This window comes from Streptomyces sp. NBC_01092 (assembly GCF_045039535.1).
Classification (GTDB): Bacteria; Actinomycetota; Actinomycetes; order Streptomycetales; family Streptomycetaceae; genus Streptomyces.
The window spans coordinates 7,005,421-7,022,976 of record NZ_CP108659.1; the positions used below are offsets into that span (position 1 = coordinate 7,005,421).

The 17,556-nt window shown below is 72.1% G+C and carries 16 protein-coding genes; 12 read left to right on the forward strand and 4 right to left on the reverse strand.

Annotation, left to right across the window (positions count from 1 at the left end; all coding sequences use genetic code 11):
- The first annotated feature begins 396 nt into the window (after positions 1–396).
- Positions 397–1,152 carry a ferritin-like fold-containing protein gene (locus tag OG254_RS32045; RefSeq protein WP_187284295.1) on the forward strand — a complete coding sequence of 252 codons (756 nt, stop codon included), beginning with the start codon at positions 397–399 and terminating at the stop codon, positions 1,150–1,152.
- A 138-nt stretch (positions 1,153–1,290) separates the two neighbouring features.
- Here OG254_RS32045 and OG254_RS32050 read toward each other — a convergent pair whose 3' ends face one another.
- From OG254_RS32050 to OG254_RS32065, 4 genes are all read right to left on the reverse strand, one after another.
- Entirely contained in the window at positions 1,291–1,560 is a 270-nt protein-coding gene (locus OG254_RS32050) for a hypothetical protein (protein ID WP_147993572.1), read from the reverse strand.
- A 183-nt stretch (positions 1,561–1,743) separates the two neighbouring features.
- A complete protein-coding gene (locus tag OG254_RS32055) occupies positions 1,744–1,971 on the reverse strand; it encodes a DUF3107 domain-containing protein (protein WP_147993573.1) in 228 nt (75 codons plus the stop codon).
- Positions 1,972–2,123: 152 nt separating this feature from the next.
- Positions 2,124–2,765 carry a TetR/AcrR family transcriptional regulator gene (locus OG254_RS32060; protein WP_147993574.1) on the reverse strand — a complete coding sequence of 214 codons (642 nt, stop codon included), beginning with the start codon at positions 2,763–2,765 and terminating at the stop codon, positions 2,124–2,126.
- Positions 2,766–3,005: 240 nt separating this feature from the next.
- Entirely contained in the window at positions 3,006–3,230 is a 225-nt protein-coding gene (locus OG254_RS32065) for a hypothetical protein (protein WP_405588640.1), read from the reverse strand.
- Between the two features lie 272 nt (positions 3,231–3,502).
- On the opposite strand from OG254_RS32065, the gene OG254_RS32070 reads away from it, so the two are divergent.
- The 11 genes from OG254_RS32070 to OG254_RS32120 all read left to right on the forward strand — a co-directional run bounded on the left by OG254_RS32070 (position 3,503) and on the right by OG254_RS32120 (position 17,515).
- Positions 3,503–4,528: an alpha/beta fold hydrolase gene (locus tag OG254_RS32070; RefSeq protein WP_405588642.1), complete on the forward strand. Its 1,026-nt coding sequence runs from the start codon at positions 3,503–3,505 to the stop codon at positions 4,526–4,528.
- An 8-nt stretch (positions 4,529–4,536) separates the two neighbouring features.
- Positions 4,537–6,129 carry a DUF3152 domain-containing protein gene (locus OG254_RS32075; RefSeq protein ID WP_405588644.1) on the forward strand — a complete coding sequence of 531 codons (1,593 nt, stop codon included), beginning with the start codon at positions 4,537–4,539 and terminating at the stop codon, positions 6,127–6,129.
- A gap of 56 nt (positions 6,130–6,185) precedes the next feature.
- Positions 6,186–6,278, forward strand: a complete 93-nt coding sequence (locus OG254_RS32080; protein WP_341846150.1) for an Ms4533A family Cys-rich leader peptide — start codon at positions 6,186–6,188, stop codon at positions 6,276–6,278.
- A 218-nt stretch (positions 6,279–6,496) separates the two neighbouring features.
- Complete coding sequence (locus OG254_RS32085; RefSeq protein ID WP_405588647.1) at positions 6,497–8,215, forward strand: ABC transporter substrate-binding protein; 1,719 nt, start codon at positions 6,497–6,499, stop codon at positions 8,213–8,215.
- Positions 8,216–8,238: 23 nt separating this feature from the next.
- Positions 8,239–9,231: an ABC transporter permease gene (locus OG254_RS32090; protein WP_405588649.1), complete on the forward strand. Its 993-nt coding sequence runs from the start codon at positions 8,239–8,241 to the stop codon at positions 9,229–9,231.
- On the forward strand, positions 9,228–10,217 hold the full coding sequence (locus OG254_RS32095) for an ABC transporter permease (protein ID WP_405588652.1): 990 nt from the start codon (positions 9,228–9,230) through the stop codon (positions 10,215–10,217). The genes OG254_RS32090 and OG254_RS32095 overlap by 4 nt, the downstream gene beginning before the upstream one ends.
- Positions 10,214–12,115, forward strand: coding sequence for a dipeptide ABC transporter ATP-binding protein (locus OG254_RS32100; RefSeq protein WP_405588655.1), 1,902 nt, complete (start codon positions 10,214–10,216; stop codon positions 12,113–12,115). The genes OG254_RS32095 and OG254_RS32100 overlap by 4 nt, the downstream gene beginning before the upstream one ends.
- 213 nt (positions 12,116–12,328) lie before the next feature.
- Positions 12,329–14,047: a DUF3492 domain-containing protein gene (locus OG254_RS32105; RefSeq protein ID WP_405588658.1), complete on the forward strand. Its 1,719-nt coding sequence runs from the start codon at positions 12,329–12,331 to the stop codon at positions 14,045–14,047.
- 68 nt (positions 14,048–14,115) lie between these two features.
- Positions 14,116–15,384, forward strand: a complete 1,269-nt coding sequence (locus OG254_RS32110) for a hypothetical protein (protein ID WP_405588661.1) — start codon at positions 14,116–14,118, stop codon at positions 15,382–15,384.
- A gap of 353 nt (positions 15,385–15,737) precedes the next feature.
- Positions 15,738–16,748, forward strand: a complete 1,011-nt coding sequence (locus OG254_RS32115) for an NAD-dependent epimerase/dehydratase family protein (protein WP_351189513.1) — start codon at positions 15,738–15,740, stop codon at positions 16,746–16,748.
- Positions 16,736–17,515: a spherulation-specific family 4 protein gene (locus OG254_RS32120; RefSeq protein WP_405588664.1), complete on the forward strand. Its 780-nt coding sequence runs from the start codon at positions 16,736–16,738 to the stop codon at positions 17,513–17,515. Before OG254_RS32115 ends, OG254_RS32120 begins: the two co-directional genes overlap by 13 nt.
- Positions 17,516–17,556 lie beyond the last annotated feature (41 nt).

The following is a 17,556-nucleotide window of genomic DNA, read 5'->3' on the forward strand; positions in this document are numbered from 1 at the left end:
GGAAAGTCGTAGTCAGGGTGCTGCCTCTTCTGTGTGCGCGGTGCGAGGCGAGCGAGGGGGTCGTTGACGGACCGTGCCGGGGACGTCGGCTGCCATACGGATTGGCCGTAGGACACGGGACCACTGCCGACGCTCTAGCGCTCGTACCGCTGAGGGTGTCCCTCCGGTCGTCGTACGCAGAGTGCCGTACGGCCGGGGAGGGCTGTCGGGTCGGAGCCGATCGGGCCACCGACCGGGCATCCTCATAACGTGCGGCCCGTCGAAGTACGTCTGAGTACTCAGCGGGCGCATTACCACCATACCCCGGAAACGCGCACATGCGATGGCCGAATTGGTCACGTAGTCGGCGTCACACTGATTGACCAGGGACTTCCGCGACGCGATGAGCGGGCTATTGTGCGCTTCATGACGACGCCTGACAACACCGCTGACGCCTCCGACACCGCCGTCGAACACACTGGGGTCGCCGCCCAGGACTGGGCGCGGGCCTCCGCAGATCCGCAGTACCGGGCCGCTGTCGTGGACCTGCTCGGCGCGCTGGCCTATGGGGAGCTGGCGGCGTTCGAGCGGCTGGCGGAGGACGCCAAGCTGGCGCCGACGCTGGCGGACAAGGCGGAGCTGGCGAAGATGGCGTCGGCCGAGTTCCACCACTACGAGAAGCTGCGGGACCGGCTGACCGAGATCGGGGCCGAGCCGACGGCGGCGATGGAGCCCTTCGTCGCCGCGCTGGACGGGTTCCACAAGCAGACGGCGCCCTCGGACTGGCTGGAGGGCCTCGTCAAGGCGTACGTCGGTGACTCGATCGCCAGCGACTTCTACCGTGAGGTCGCGGCACGGCTCGACTCCGACTCGCGGGGTCTTGTGCTGGCCGTGCTCGACGACACCGGGCACGCGTCCTTCGCCGTCGAGAAGGTGCGGGCGGCCATCGACGCGGATCCGCGTGTGGGTGGGCGGCTCGCGCTGTGGGCCCGGCGCTTGATGGGCGAGGCGTTGTCCCAGTCGCAGCGGGTCGTCGCCGACCGGGATGCCTTGTCGACGATGCTCGTGGGCGGGGTCGCGGACGGGTTCGATCTTGCCGAGGTCGGGAAGATGTTCTCGCGGATCACTGAGGCGCACACGAAGCGGATGGCTGCGCTGGGTCTGGCGGCGTAGCCGGCCGCCCCGCGCTCTGGGGGCCTGCGGCCCCCAGACCCCCGCTTCGGCCCTGAAGGGGCCTCGTCCTCAAACGCCGGACGGGCTGAGATTGCTTATCGGCGCTTGGATGCGGGCGTCAGGAATTCGGCGGCCGGTCTACGCGGTCGCCGAGTGGCGGCTCAGTCTTCCCGCCGGGCGTACCAGCAGGGAGAGAGAGGCGGCGGAGACGATCGCCGCGCCGATGAGGATCACGAAGAGGTTGCCGAAGTCGAGCGCCGTGTGCGTGATGAAGGCGCCGAAGAGGGCGCCGGCGACACCCGTCGGGAGGACCAGCGAGCGGGCGGGCAGGCGGTGCGGCAGGCGGCGTGCGGCTGCCCATGCCAGGGCCAGGCCGAGGATCGCGGAGCTGATCGCTTCCAAGAGCATGTTGGGGTCCCTCCCACACGGCCGGCCTGCTCGAAACGGTCGTAGCCCGTCATACCCCTGACCTGCGGAATGCAATCCTCCTGTGTGAGCGAGCTGTGCTCCATCCGTGGAGACGGCGAGAGGGGCCCGGCGACCGTGGTCGCCGGGCCCCTCTCGTGATGCCTGTGCAGGCGGTGCGCCTTCTTACAGCGCGCCGAAGCCCACCTTGCGCGGAGCCGGCTCACCGAGCTCCACGTAGGCGAGGCGGTCGGCCGGGACCAGGACCTTGCGGCCGTGCTCGTCCACGAGGCTCAGCAGCTGCGTCTTCCCGGCCAGTGCCTCGGACACCGCCCGCTCGACCTCCTCGGCACTCTGACCGCTCTCCAGAACGATCTCGCGGGGCGCGTGCTGCACGCCGATCTTGACCTCCACGGCTATGTCCCTCCGACGGTCAGTGAAGTGCGCGACCTTCCGCGCCGTACCCAGCACACATTAGCCCGGTGAGGGGGACGTGCACGCTCCGCCCAAGAACGCCAGGAGCGAACAACGGACGGGAACAAACGCCCCGCACACGCCAGTGTGGGTCAGTGGTGCTCGCTGCCGTGCAACGGGAAGCCCGCGATGCCGCGCCACGCCAGGGACGTCAGCAGCTGCACCGCCTGGTCGCGCGGGACGCTGCGGTCGCTGTGCAGCCAGGAACGGGCCACCACCTGCGCGAGGCCGCCGAGGCCGGAGGCCAGCAGCATCGACTCGGCGCGCGAGAGGCCGGTGTCCTCTGCGATGACGTCGCAGATCGCCTCGGCGCACTCGTTCGTGACCTTGTCGACGCGCTCGCGCACGGCCGGCTCGTTCGTCAGGTCCGACTCGAAGACCAGGCGGAAGGCGCCGCCGTCGTCCTCGACGTACGCGAAATACGCGTCCATGGTCGCCCGCACGCGCTGCTTGTTGTCGGTCGTCGACGCGAGCGCGTGGCGTACGGCCTGGATCAGGGACTCGCAGTGCTGGTCCAGCAGGGCGAGATAGAGGTCGAGCTTGCCCGGGAAGTGCTGGTAGAGCACCGGCTTGCTGACGCCGGCGCGCTCGGCGATGTCGTCCATCGCGGCAGCGTGGTAGCCCTGCGCGACGAATACCTCCTGGGCGGCGCCCAGCAACTGGTTCCGTCGGGCACGGCGCGGCAGGCGCGTGCCTCGCGGGCGTGCTGCCTCTGTCTGCTCGATGGCTGTCACGCCGCCTCCCAATGTCGTCCACATGCGGTGTGCGCCGCGCGGCCATCGTACTTTTCGGTAACCCTGGTGTGCGCGGTGCGAGCGCAGAATTTCACGGACCGGACGGCGGCGAAAGTCGCGCACAGGGTTTGAAACCGGGGCAGAGCGGGCAACCGGCGGCCTCTTTCCTGCTCAGCGGCACACTCTTCCGTGTCCCGTTGCGCCTTCATTCGAGCTCGGCGGCCTCCGGGCCGGCCGATGTCACCGGTAGTCGTCCTCGTCGATGGAGACGACGCGTGCCTGCTCGATCAGATCGGCCTCGTTCGCCCGGTCCTGGTCCGCGCCGGTCAGCGGGTCGTCGCGGTCGCGCAGGACGTCGGCGTGCTGCTCGGCCGCGTCCGCCGACGGGGCCTCGACGTCGAACTCCTCGGACTCGTCGGTGTCGTCGTCCACGAACGTGTCGGGGTCGGTCGGATCGACGGCCATGACGGGCTCCCTTCCTAGAAGGTCCCCGGGGGGACGACGTCCCTGGATGAGGCAGGGGTCCACATCCGGGTGCCCTGCGTACGAGCCTAGGAGACACCCGTTCCGGACGCTATGCGATGCGCGGCGGATCCGCGGGCGATTCGGGCGGGCCCCGGGTGACTTCGGTCCGGGCGGTGCACAGGTCCGGTTCCCGGCCGATTTCTGCCATGTACGTGTCGACTTGTGACGGCGAACACATGAACCACTGCGTGATCGTCTCGTAACATTGCCGCATGTCTTCGACCGAGTTCCCGTCCGCGCCGGCCGCCAGCGCGCTCCCCAAGGTGGCGACCGTCCGGGTCGCGGAGGGTGAGCGGCTGCGATCGGTCGGACTGCCGGGGATCACGCTGACGGTACGGGCGAGACCGCCCGTGCGCGAGGGGCTGGCGCCCGCGCTCTACGTCCATGGACTCGGCGGTTCCTCGCAGAACTGGTCGGCGCTGATGCACGAGCTGGAAGGCGACGTCGACTGCGAGGCCGTCGACCTGCCGGGCTTCGGCGACTCGCCACCACCGGACGACGGCGACTACTCGATCACCGCGCACGCGCGCGCGGTGATCCGCTATCTCGACGCCTCCGACCGCGGCCCCGTGCACCTCTTCGGCAACTCGCTCGGCGGCGCCGTCACCACACGCGTCGCCGCCGTGCGTCCCGACCTCATCCGTACGCTCACGCTCGTGTCGCCCGCGCTGCCGGAGATCCGCGTCCAGCGCACCGCCGTGCCCACCGGCCTGCTCGCGGTGCCCGGAGTGACCGCGCTCTTCACCCGCCTCACCCGGGGGTGGACGGCCGAGCAGCGGGTCCGCGGCGTGATGCACCTCTGCTACGGCGACCCCGGGCGGGCGACGCCGGAAGCATTCCGCAACGCGGTCGAGGAGATGGAGCGCCGGCTCCAGCTGCCGTACTTCTGGGACGCGATGACGCGTTCCGCGCGCGGGCTCGTCAACGCCTACACCCTCGGCGGCCAGCACGCGCTGTGGCGCCAGGCCGAGCGGGTGCTGGCGCCGACGCTGCTCATCTACGGCGGCCGGGACCAGCTCGTGGGTCACCGCATGAGCGAGAAGGCCACGCGCAGCTTCCGCGACTCCCGCCTGCTGAGCCTGCCGGATGCCGGGCACGTGGCGATGATGGAGTATCCGGAGGTCGTGGCTCACGCGTTCCGCGAACTCCTCGTGGAGACGGGGCAGTCGGCGGCCCCGGGTTCGCGCGGGGAGGCCGCCGACGCCGGCGGGGTCGCTGCCGAGAGCGCGGGGAGCTGAGGCGGGACGTGGGACGTCACAGCCGCCGCGGGCCGGCCGCCAAACGCGACACCGCGGACACCACCGCACGACAGGGCACTCGGGGAGCGCAGCCGGAGACGGGGGCGGGCCAGCGCGGGCCGTCCGTGCCGGGTCCTGGCCAGCGCGGGCCCTCCGTGCCGGGCGCGGGGCCCGGACGGGTTCCGGGAGCGCGGCAGGCAGGCGCGCCCCTACGGCAGGGGATGCCGGGGGCGACGTACGGGGGGCAGGGCTTCCCCGACGGGACGCCGGCGCGTGGTGTCCCGCTGCTGCCGGACGGTACGCCGGTTCACGGGACCCCGAGGTTGCCGGACGGCACTCCCGCGCACGGCTTCCCGAGGCTAACGGACGGTACGCCCGTGCACGGGACCCCGAGGCTTCCCGACGGCACGCCCGCGCACGGCTTTCCCAGGTTCCCCGACGGCACCCCGGCCCACGGCGTGCCCCGATTCGCGGACGGCACCCCGGCCCGCGGCATTCCGCAGGCCCGCGGGAGTCACCCCGAGCAGCGTGAACCCGGTGGTGGCTGGGGCGAGTTGAGGGGCGGGGCCGCGACCGGCGTCCCCCTGCCGCGCCCCCGGCAGGCACCGCGCTCCGAAGGGCCCCGGCAGGACTACGTCAACGCCTTCGACGAGGACGTCGACGTCTTCGTGCCCCGGACGACCGAGGGCGCGCACGCCTCCGACCCGTACGCCTCTGTCACCGACTGGGACACCAGGACCCGTACCGACGTCGACGACGACGCCCCGCCGACCGGCGTGCCCGTGCCGGCGCAGGGCGGCAAGGGGCGGGCCTTCACCGGCATCGCCGCGGCCGCCGTCGTGACCGTGCTGGCGGTCGTCGTCGCCGGTCAGGTCGTGAAGGGGCGGGACGACGGCGACGCACAGTCGCAGTCCGCGACCGACCAGGCGCGGGACGCCCGGGACCCGGCCTCGCGCGGGGACGGGCGGCCGACGCCGTCCGACGCGCCCGGCGCGGCCCCGCTGACGTACGCCCAGAAGATGGCCGTGACCTACCCGCTCGGCGCGACCCTCAAGGGGTCGGGGAAGTTCGAGGCGGTCAAGGGGGTCGACAAGGCGCCGGGCAAGGGGCAGAAGTTCACCTATCGCGTGGACGTGGAGCAGGGGCTCGGGCTGGACGGCGAGCTCTTCGCCGCGGCCGTGCAGAAGACCCTCAACGACGACCGGAGCTGGGCCCACAACGGCGCGCGCACCTTCGAGCGCATATACACCGGCAAGCCCGACTTCGTGATCACGCTGGCCAGCCCCGGCACCACGGCCGACTGGTGCGCCAAGTCCGGACTCGACACCACCGAGGACAACGTGTCGTGCGACTCGGCCGCCACCGAGCGCGTGATGATCAACGCCTACCGGTGGGCGCAGGGGTCCGAGACGTACGGCGACCGCATATACGAGTACCGGCAGATGCTGATCAATCACGAGATCGGTCACCGGCTCGGCTTCGGCCATGTCACCTGCGACAAGGACGGCGAGCTCGCCCCGGTCATGCAGCAGCAGACCAAGTTCCTCGACCACGACGGGATCCACTGCCGCGCCAACGCCTGGGCGTATCCCGGGAGTTGACGGGTGACTCCTACGTCACATTGACATGTGCAGCGAGATCATCCATATTTCTGCACATGTCGACCCGTCACGCCTCCTCTCGCGCCGCCATCGAGCTGGCGCTCATCGGCGTGACCGCTCTGTGCGTGGCCGACATTCACTGTCGCTGACGCCCGCCCTCAGGCGTTCGCGTCGCGATCTCTTCTCTCTTTCGTGAATCGGTCCCGTGACCGGTCACGGCCTTCGACGACCTGACGCCGGGGCAGACGTCTGTTCATCTTCGTCTCACTCCGCGTCATTCCGTCTCGCACTTCGAGATCCGCTCTGGATCCGATACGTCCCACGCGGGATCGGATGCGAGATCCATCAATCCGAGAGGTCGTCTCCGATGCGTCAACCGTCCGTCATAGCGCGCCGCGTGGCCGCGGCATCCGTCAGCCTGGTCGTGGCAGCGGGCGCCGTCGCCTGCGGGCCTGAGGACAACGATGCCAAGGGTGCCGGCGGCGACTCCACGCCCCACAAGGGCGGCACGCTCACGGTCCTGAACTCCAACCCGCAGCAGGACTTCGACCCAGCCCGCCTCTACACCTCCGGCGGCGGCAACGTCCCCTCCCTCGTCTTCCGCACCCTCACCACCCGCAACCGCGAGAACGGCGAGGCCGGCGCCGAGGTCGTCCCCGACCTCGCCACCGACACCGGGCGCCCGAACAAGGACGCCACGGTGTGGACGTACACCCTCAAGGAGGGCCTGAAGTACGAGGACGGCACGGCGATCACCTCGGCCGACATCAAGTACGGCATCGAGCGCTCCTTCGCACCCGAACTGTCCGGCGGCGCCCCCTACTTGCGGGACTGGCTGGTCGGCGCGGCCGACTACCAGGGGCCGTACAAGGACAAGAAGGGCCTGTCGGCGATCGAGACGCCGGACGCGCGGACGATCGTCTTCCATCTGAACAAGCCCGAGGGCGAGTTCCCGTACCTCGCCACGCAGACCCAGTTCACGCCTGTACCGAAGGCCAAGGACACCGGCACGAAGTACGAGCAGCACCCGGTCTCGTCGGGGCCGTACAAGGTCGTGACGAACGAGAACGACGGTGAGCGGCTCGTCCTGGGGCGCAACACGCACTGGTCCGCGTCGACGGACGCCGAGCGGGGGGCCTACCCCGACAAGATCGACGTACGGTCCGGACTCGACTCGTCCGTGATCAACCAGCGGCTGTCGGCGTCCCAGGGCGCGGACGGCGCCGCGGTCACCACGGACACCAACCTCGGGCCGGCCGAGCTCGCGAAGGTGACCGGCGACAAGGAACTCGCCGCTCGCGTGGGCACCGGGCACTTCGGCTACACCAACTACATCGCGTTCAACCCGACGATCAAGCCGTTCGACAACCCCAAGGTGCGCCAGGCGATCTCGTACGCCATCGACCGCTCTTCCGTGGTCAACGCCGCCGGCGGCTCCGCGCTGGCCGAGAGCGCCACCACCTTCCTGCCGGACCAGAAGTCCTTCGGTTACACGCCCTACGACCACTTCCCGGCGGGGAAGGCCGGTGACCCGGCCAAGGCCAAGGAGCTGCTGAAGGAGGCCGGCCACGCGAACGGGCTCACCGTCACCCTGACCCACTCCAACGCCAAGGACTTCGAGACCAGCCCCGAGATCGCGACCGCGATCCAGGACGCGCTGAAGAAGGCCGGCATCACGGTCAAGCTCCAGGGTCTCGAGGAGAACGACTACTCCGACAAGATCCACAGCGTGCAGAGCGAGCCCGGCTTCTTCCTGGCGCACTGGGGTGCCGACTGGCCCTCCGGCGGTCCCTTCCTCGCCCCGATCTTCGACGGCCGGCAGATCGTGAAGGACGGCGCGAACTTCAACACGGGCCTGCTCGACGACAAGTCGGTCAACTCCGAGCTCGACGCGATCAACAAGCTGACCGATCTGGACGCCGCCGCGAAGCGGTGGGGCGCGCTGGACCAGAAGATCGGTGAGCAGGCGCTGACCGTGCCGCTGTTCCACCCCGTCTACAAGCGGCTCTACGGCAAGGACATCAAGAACGTCGTGATCAGCGACTGGACCGGCGTCCTGGACATCTCCCAGGTCGCGGTCAAGTAGGCGACGGATCCGGTCAAGTCATCATGAGCGAGGCTCTTTTGACCTCCCAGGCCCCCGGGGCGGACACCGCCGTCCCGGGGGCCTCGGGGGCCCGTCAGTTCTGGCGGCGGCTGCGGACGCAGCGCGCCGCCCTCGTCGCGGCGGTCGTCGTCGCGCTGCTCGTCCTGGTCGCGCTCGCCGCACCGCTGCTCACCGCGATCGAGGGCCAGGACCCGACCACGTACCACCCGTCCCTGGTGGACTCCGCGCGCGGGGGCGTGCCCATCGGGTCGTTCGGCGGAGTGAGCGCCGAGCACTGGCTCGGCGTCGAACCGCAGACCGGGCGGGACCTGTTCGCACGGCTCGTGTACGGCGCCCGGGTGTCGCTCGGGGTCGCGCTGGCCGCGACCGTCGTCCAGGTCGCCATCGGCGTCGTGGTGGGCGTCGCGGCCGCACTCGGGAGCCGCTGGGTCGATCAACTGCTGAGCCGGTTCACCGACGTCATCGTCGCGATGCCGCTGATGATCATGGCGCTGGCGCTGCTCGCGATCGTGCCGTCGAGCTTCCCGCGGCCTGTGCTGGTCGCCCTCGTCATCGGCCTGATCGGGTGGGGCAACATCACGAAGATCGTGCGCGCCCAGACCCTCACCCTCAAGGGGCTCGACTACGTCGCCGCGGCCCGGCTCAGCGGCTGGGGAACCTGGCGGATCGCCCGCCGTGAGCTGCTGCCCGGCATCGCCGCGCCGGTCATCACGTACGCGGCGCTGCTCGTCCCGGCCAACATCACCGTCGAGGCCGCCCTGTCCTTCCTGGGCGTCGGCGTGAAGCCCCCGACGCCGTCCTGGGGGCAGATGCTCACCGCGGCCGACGTCTGGTACCAGGCCGCCCCGCAGTACCTGCTGCTGCCCGCCGGCGCGCTCTTCGTGACCGTCCTCGCCCTGACCGTCCTCGGCGACGGCGTACGCACGGCGCTCGACCCGCGCGCGGCGTCCCGGCTGCGCGTCGGCACCGGCCGAAAGAGGGAGGCCAAGGCATGAGCGGCTTCCTCGTGCGCCGAGTCCTGGGCGCCGTCGTCACCCTGTTCGCCATCTCGGTGATCGTCTACGTCGTCTTCTACGTCACCCCCGGCAATGTCGCCCAGATCACCTGCGGCCCGCGCTGCTCGCCCGCCCAGGTGCAGCAGGTCGCCGAGCAACTGCACCTGAACGACCCGCTGTACGCGCGCTACTGGGACTTCCTCCAGGGCCTGGTCGCCGGCCAGGACTACTCGACGGGCACGTCCGTGCAGCACTGCGCGGCGCCCTGCCTCGGGCTGTCGTACCAGAGCGACCAGCAGGTCACCGAGCTGATCCTGGCGAAGCTTCCGGTCAGCCTGTCGCTCGTGTTCGGCGCCATGGTGCTGTGGCTGATCCTCGGCGTCGGCACCGGCGTCCTGTCCGCATGGCGCCGCGGCCGGCTCTCCGAGCGGCTGCTGACGGGCGTCACGCTCGCGGGCGTGGCCACGCCGGTCTTCGTCATCGGCCTGGTCCTGATGATCGTCGTCTGCGGGCAGCTGCAACTGCTGCCGTTTCCGCAGTACGTGGCCTTCACCGACGACCCCGAACAGTGGGCGTGGAACCTGCTGCTGCCCTGGCTCTCGCTCGCCCTGATCGAGGCCGCCGCGTTCGCCCGGCTGACCCGGGCGGCGATGCTGGAGACGCTGGCCGAGGACCACATCCGCACCTTCCGGGCGTACGGCGTCGGCGAGCGGTCGGTCATCGGGCGGCACGCGCTGCGTGGGGCCCTCGCGCCGGTCATCGCCCTGAACGCCAACAACTTCGGCAGCGCGGTCGGCGGCGCCGTGCTCACCGAGACGCTCTTCGGCCTGCCCGGCATCGGACAGGAACTGGTCCACGCCGTCAAGGTGGTCGACCTTCCGGTCGTCGTCGGCATGGTCCTGGTCATCGGATTCTTCGTGGTCGTCGCCAACGCCGTCGCGGACGTGCTGTACGCGGTGGCCGACCGACGGGTGGTGCTGGTATGAGCGACGTGACCAAGGCGGCCCCGGCTCCCGCGCGGGACCTGGTCGAAGTCAGCGACCTGACGGTCGACTTCGGCGACCTGCGCGCCGTCGACGGCCTCACCTTCCGGCTGGCGCGCGGTGCCGCCCTCGCCCTCGTCGGCGAGTCCGGCTCCGGCAAGTCCACGGTCGCCTCGGCCCTGCTCGGACTGCAACGGGGCACGGGCGCGCGGGTCGGCGGTTCGATCGAGGTCGCGGGAGTGGACGTACGGGAAGCGTCCGACGACGAACTGCGGCGGCTGCGCGGCGGCAAGGCCGCGATGGTGTTCCAGGATCCGCTGTCGTCCCTGGACCCCTACTACGCGATCGGCGACCAGATCGCCGAGGTGTACCGCGTGCACACGCGTGCCTCGCGGCGAGCGGCACGCGCGCGTGCGGTGGAGGTGCTGGACCGGGTCGGCATCGCGGACGCGCCACGGCGATCCCGGTCCCGCCCGCACGAGTTCAGCGGCGGTATGCGCCAGCGCGCGCTCATCGCCATGGCGCTGGCCTGCGAGCCCGACCTGCTGATCGCCGACGAGCCGACGACGGCGCTCGACGTGACCGTCCAGGCCCAGATCCTCGACCTGCTGCACACGCTCCGCGAGGACTCCGGCATGGGCCTCCTCCTCGTCACCCACGACGTGGGAGTCGCCGCCGAGAGCGTCGACGAGGTGCTGGTGATGCGGCACGGCCGGGCGGTGGAACACGGGCCGGTCGCCGACGTCCTGGGAGCGCCCGCGCAGTCGTACACACGCGACCTGCTGGGCGCGGTCCCGCGGGTGGACACACCGCGCGCTGTCCGTGGGGCGTCGCGGGGGGCGGTGCAGGTCGGGGGCTTGGCGGAGGCCGAGGGCTCGGCTGGGGTCGGGGGCTTGGCGGAGGCCGAGGGCTCGGCTGGGGTCGGGGGCTTGGTGGAGGTCGAGGGCTCGGCTGGGGTCGGGGGCTTGGTGGAGGTCGAGGGCTCGGCTGGAGTCGAGGACCCGGTCGAGGACCCGGCCGAGGTCGAGGGCTCCGGGCAGGTCGAGGGCTTGGCGGAGGCCGGGCGCTCGGCGCAGGCCGTCCTGGAGGCGACCGGGCTGCGGCGTGAATTCGGGCGTGGCAAGCGGGCGTTCACGGCGGTCGACGACGTGTCGCTGACCATCCACCGCGGCGAGACCCTCGGCATCGTCGGGGAGAGCGGCAGCGGCAAGACGACCCTGGGGCGCATGCTGGTCGGCCTTCTGGAGCCGACGGCGGGGGAGGTCCGGTACGACGGGCACGCGCGCGTGGGCGTGGATCCGGCCGTGCAGATGGTCTTCCAGGACCCGGTCTCCTCCCTCAACCCCCGCCGCAGCGTGGGCGAGTCGATCGCCGACCCGCTCCGCGCGCGGGGAATGGGGGTCCCCCCGCTCGAGCGAAGCCGAGAGTGGGGGAGCGACGAGGGGCGCATCCGGGGGCGAGTGCGGGAGCTGCTGGAGCGCGTGGGGCTCGAAGGGGCGCACTACGACCGCTACCCCCACGAGTTCAGCGGCGGCCAGCGCCAGCGCGTCGGCATCGCTCGGGCGCTCGCCGCCGATCCGCGCGTCATCGTCTGCGACGAGCCCGTGTCCGCACTGGACGTCACCACCCAGGCCCAGGTCGTCGCGCTGCTGGGCGAGTTGCAGCGCGAGCTCGGCCTCGCGCTCGTCTTCGTCGCGCACGACCTGGCCGTGGTACGCCAGGTCAGCGACCGGGTCGCGGTGATGCGGCGCGGGCGCATCGTCGAATCCGGGCCCGCCGACGAGGTGTACGACAACCCGCAGGACCCGTACACCAAGCAGCTCCTGGCCGCCGTACCCGCGCTCGATCCGCAGATCGCGGCCCAGCGGCGGGCCGCACGGCGGGAGTTGGCCGCGGTGTGATCCTCCCGGCCGTTCAGGTGTGACGATCCGTGCGCGTTTGAACTCCTAGCGCGACGGAACGCGACCCGCACGGGAAAGTTACGACCGTTCACCCCTTTTGGTGGCGCGATGGACAACCGTCCGTCGCGCCACCGCCTTGTCCGCATACGTTCGTCCCGCTGCGAGCCGCCGGGGGAACGGCGGCTCCCCTTATGGGAGATCGGGGGTGTACTCGTGCGCATCGGACTGATTGCGGAGGGCGGCTATCCGTATGTGAGCGGTGACGCCAGGCTCTGGTGCGACCGGCTCGTCCGCGGGCTCGGCCAGCACGAGTTCGACATCTACGCGCTCAGCCGCAGCGAGCGCCAGGAGGACGAGGGCTGGGTCCCACTGCCGGCGCACGTCAGCCGGGTGCGCACGGCGCCGCTGTGGACGGCCGAGGACGACGGCGTGAGCCACGGCCGCCGCGCCCGCCGACGGTTCGCCGACTGCTACGGCGAGTTGGCGGCCGTGCTCTGCGCGGGCGGCGCCATGGATCCGGCCGAAGCTTCCGAGGGCGCGTCGGCCACTGAGGCGGACCGTTTCGCCAACGCGCTGTACGGGCTTGCCGAACTCGCCCGCGACGAGGGCGGCCTGGTGGGAGCGCTCCGCTCCGAGGCAGCCGTACACGCACTGGAACGCGCCTGCCGGGCCCGGGGCGCCCTGCGCACGGCGCGCGAGGCGCGGGTACCCGATCTGCTGGCCGTCGCCGCGCACTTGGAACGCGCCCTGCGCCCCCTCTCGCTCGACTGGTACGAGGACGACGGCCTGGGCTCGGCCGACCTGTGCCACGCCACCTCCGGCGGCCCCGCGGCCCTGCCCGGCCTGCTCGCGCAGCACTTCTGCGACGTACCGCTGCTGCTGACCGAGTACGGCGTGCGGCTGCGTACCCACTACCTGGCCGCCCCCGACTCCTCGCCGGCCGTGCGGTCCCTGCTCGCCGCCTTCCACGGCAGGCTCGCCGCCGAGACCTACGCGCGGGCCGCCGCCATCACGCCCGGCAACGGTCACGCCCGTCGCTGGCAGGAGCGCTGCGGCGCCGACCGCGAGAAGCTCCGCACCGTCTACCCCGGCATGGACCCCTCCCGATTCGCGGAGGTCGGCGAGAGCGCGGAGTACGCGCAGTGCGCGGACCCGGACTCGCTGGTGTGGGTCGGCCGCGTCGAACCCACCAAGGACCTGGTGTCGTTGCTGCACGCCTTCGCCGAGGTCCGCAAGGAGGAGCCGAAGACCCGCCTGCGGATCGTCGGCACCCCCTCGGGCCCCGAGGGCGCCGACTACCTCGGCCACTGCAAGGCACTGGCCGCGCAGCTCTTCCCCGACGAGGCGGAGGGCCCGCACCGGGTCGGTGACAACCCGGTCTCCTTCGAGGAGATCGGCGCCCCGGAGACCCCGACCCTGGCCGACGCGTACGCCTCGGGTGCGGTGACCGTCCTGTCCAGCGTCGTCGAGGGCTTCCCCATCGGCCTCGTCGAGGCCATGCTGTGCGGTCGCGCGACGGTGTCCACCGACGTCGGCGCGGTGGTCGAGGTCATCGGCGGCACCGGGCTCGTCGTACCGCCGCGCAACCCACGGGCGCTCGCGGAGGCCTGCGTCGCGCTGTTGCGCGACCCCGAGCGCCGTGAACGCCTGGGTGCGGCCGCGCGTGCCCGTGCGCTCGAACTGTTCACCGTCGAGCAGAACATCGCAGCATTTCACGGCATTTACCTGGAGATCGTCTCGCGCACTCCGGTCCGCCGCGTCGTCCTCGACGAGGCCGGGGAACCTCTGCCCTTCGCCGTCCCGGCCGAGGCCCATGTCCCCGGCCGCTGGACCGAGCGAACGCCCGGCCTCGCGGCCCGCGGCGGCCCACACCGGCCGCCGGGAGCTCCCGTACGGGCCACGGCTCTTCCTGCGACGGAGGGGGCGCGATGAGGGGCTTGGGCGGCGGCGACGGGCGCGCGGGGAGTGGCCTGGGTGACCTGGGTGACTCGGGAGGCGTGGTGGGTGACGCACTCGATCGCCCCGCTACCCCGACCGGCGCCGGAGCGTGGGACGAACGGTCGGAGGAGTGGCTCACGGCGGACACGGCCGTACGGCACGACGCGGCCGATTCTCCGTCGGCGTCGGCGCCGGCGTCGATGTCGCCGTCGGCCGGCGAGGACCCGACCGCGGCCCCTCGCCCCACCCGCCGAGGCGGCGCCGACCCGGTCAAGGCCCTGATGCACCGCCACCGCGACCTGTGCGAACGCGCGGTGGACCCACTGGAGATCGCGGCCGGCCTCGAAGCCCACGGCGTCACCGACCGCACGGCGGCCCGCTTCCTGCACCGGGACGTCTTCTCGCTGGCGGAGGAGATGTACGCCCGGACGTCCCGGGACGCAGAAGCACCCCCGAGCGCCGGGCCCCTCGCCACGCCCCGCGCACGAGCCGACTGGGTGGTCCTCACCCTCCTCCCCGGAGCACTCTGCGTGGCGGCCGTGACCGGCATGCACCTCACCCACGGCCAGAACCGCCTCATCGCGGCCGCCGTGGGAGCCCTCGCCGTGACCCTCGCCCTGCGCGCGGCCCTGGCCCGAGGTCCCCTGTCCACCCAGCACGCCACACCCCCGACGGCCACCCGGATCAGCTGGCTCCTCGCCTACGCCCTCCTCGGCGACGGCCTGCTCCAGGCAGCCACAGCCGGTGGCCCCGACGCCCTCCCCACCGGCGCCGCCGAAGGCCCCTGGCCCCTCACCGCCGCCCCCGTACTGGCCCTCGCCCTCTCCTGCGCCCCCGCCGCCTGGTGCGCCCACTTCCTCGCCGTACGGGCCCGCCACAAACTCTCCGCCAGCCGAGCCCTGAAGGACTTCGCCGCCTCGGCGAAGCCCCTGATCCTGGCCACGCTCGCCCTCTACCTCGCCGCCCTCGCGGCCCTTCTCGCCCTGACCTCCACCGCCCTCGACGAGCCCGCCCCCTACGCGCCGACCCTCACCCTCGGCGCCCTCCTGTTCCTCGCCCGCCTCCTCACCACCCACGGCTTCACCCACGCCCCCGCCCTGGTCCTCACCGCGGCGGCCTCGGCCGAGGGAACCGCCGTCGCGACCGTCTTCGCCGCCCGCCTCCCCGGCTGTGCCTGGCTGGGAACCCCGGCCCAGGCCCTCCTCGACGCAGGGGGCCCGGCAGCCATCCCCACGATCGCCTGCGGGGCGGGCGCCCTGACGCTCCTGCTCCACGCGACGCGCACCCTCACCAGGGCGTCGGCACATGCGAGGGCGGACGACGCATGCTGACGCGACATCAGCCGACGGCTCGCGGCACCCGTGTACGGCGGGCAAGGGACGTGCCGCGGGGTGTCCGCCCGCAGCGGCGGCCGTCAGGAAACCGAGCCTCCGGGCCAGCAGCAACCGCCCGACCGAGGACGCGCACCCCCCGGCACGGCCCCGACCCCACCCGGGCCGTCGGCGTCACGCGAACCCCCACCGAACCGGCACAGGCCGCCGCAGGCATACGCCCCCACACACCCGCGGAAGCCGTCCTGCCCGAAGGCCACTCCACCTGAAGCCCCAGAACCTGAAGTCCTAGAAGGAGACCCCCAAATGATCACCTCCGGATCCGACCACCGCTCGGCTCCGGGAGCCGCCCGATGAGAGTCCTGCTGATCGGAGCCAACGGCTACCTGGGCCGCTTCGTAGCCGACCGCCTCCTCGCCGACCCCGCGGTCCAACTCACCGCTCTGGGCCGCGGCGACGACGCCGACGTCCGGTTCGACCTCGCGTCCGGCAGCCCCGGCGCCCTCACCCGCTTCCTCGACGCGGTCCACCCCGGCGTCGTCATCAACTGCGCCGGCGCCACGAGAGGCGGTGCCCGCGAACTCACCCGCCACAACACCGTCGCCGTCGCCACCGTCTGTGAGGCCCTGCGCCGCAGTGGCTGTGGCGCCCGCCTCGTGCAGATCGGCTGCGGTGCCGAGTACGGCCCGAGCCAGCCCGGCTCCTCCACGGCCGAGGACTCCGTCCCCCGCCCCGGCGGCCCGTACGGCGTCAGCAAACTCGCCGCCACCGAACTGGTCCTGGGCTCCGGCCTGGACGCCGTCGTCCTGCGCGTCTTCTCGCCCGCGGGCCCCGGCACCCCGGCCGGCTCTCCCCTCGGCCGTCTCGCCGAGGCCATGCGCCGCGCCATGCAGTCGGGCGACGGCGAGCTCAAACTCACCGGCCTCGGCGCCCAACGCGACTTCGTCGACGTCCGCGACGTGGCCCGCGCCGTCCACGCCGCCTCCCTCTCCGCAGCGCAGGGCGTCATCAACATCGGCTCCGGCCGCGCCGTCCGCCTGCGCGACGCCGCCGCCGTCCTCGCCCGCGTGGCCGGCTACGGCGGTGCCCTCCACGAACTCGACGGCCCGCCCGGCCCGTTGCGGCCGACCATCGGCCACCCGCGCACCGACCCGGACCATGCGACGCACGCCGTCCACGCCACCGCACACGCGGTGCACTCGACGCACGCGGCCCACGCCGCCCCCGTCGCCTACCCGGACGGCTGCGGCAGCTGGCAGCAGGCCGACGTACGCACCGCACGCGACCGGCTCGGCTGGCGCCCCCGGATCAACCTCGAGGAGTCCCTGGGCGATATCTGGATGGAGGCGGCATGCCGTATCTGACCGGCCTGAAACGGACCACGCCGAGCACCGATCTCCGCACCGGTCTCGGCGTGCCGGGCTACGCCCACCCCCTTCTCGCCCCCACCGAATGGGGCGAACTCACCCGCCCCGGCACCCCCTTGGACTGGGTCGTCCTCAACGTCGCCGACGGCCCCGGCGCCCGCCCGGACCCCCACTGCCTCGAATCGGCCGGCCGACTCCGCAACGCGGGAGTCCGTGTCCTCGGCAACCTCGACACGGCCTCGCTCGACCGGGTCCACCTCGGCACGGCCCACGGCGCCCGCGTCTTCGGCGAGGTGATCTCCAAGGCGCACCGCTACCTCGACTGGTACCGGGTCGACGGCTTCCTCCTGGACCGCTGTCCGACCGACGGCACGGCATTGCCGGAGGTCCTGCGCACCATCACCACCCTGCGCGCACTGCGTGACAAGGCCCACATCGTCCTGGGCCACGGCACCCACCCGCACCCCGGCTACGCCGAGTGCGCCGACCAGCTCGTCACCTTCAGCGGCCCGTGGAGCGACTACCGCTGGTCGCAGGTGGCGGAGTGGACGGCCGACTATCCGCCCGACCGCTTCTGCCACTTCGTCCACGGAGTGCCCCTCGGCCATCTCGACGAGGCACTGCGCATCGCCCGCTGGCAGGGTGCCGCGACGATCTGGTTCACCGACCACACGGACCGAGGCGGCCGCGGCGACCCCTGGGAGACGATGCCCGGCTACTGGGACGAAATCGTCTCGCGGATCGGAACAGGTGTCTCGGAATGAAAAAGGCCATGGCACTGTTACCAGGAGAACAGACGTAGTGA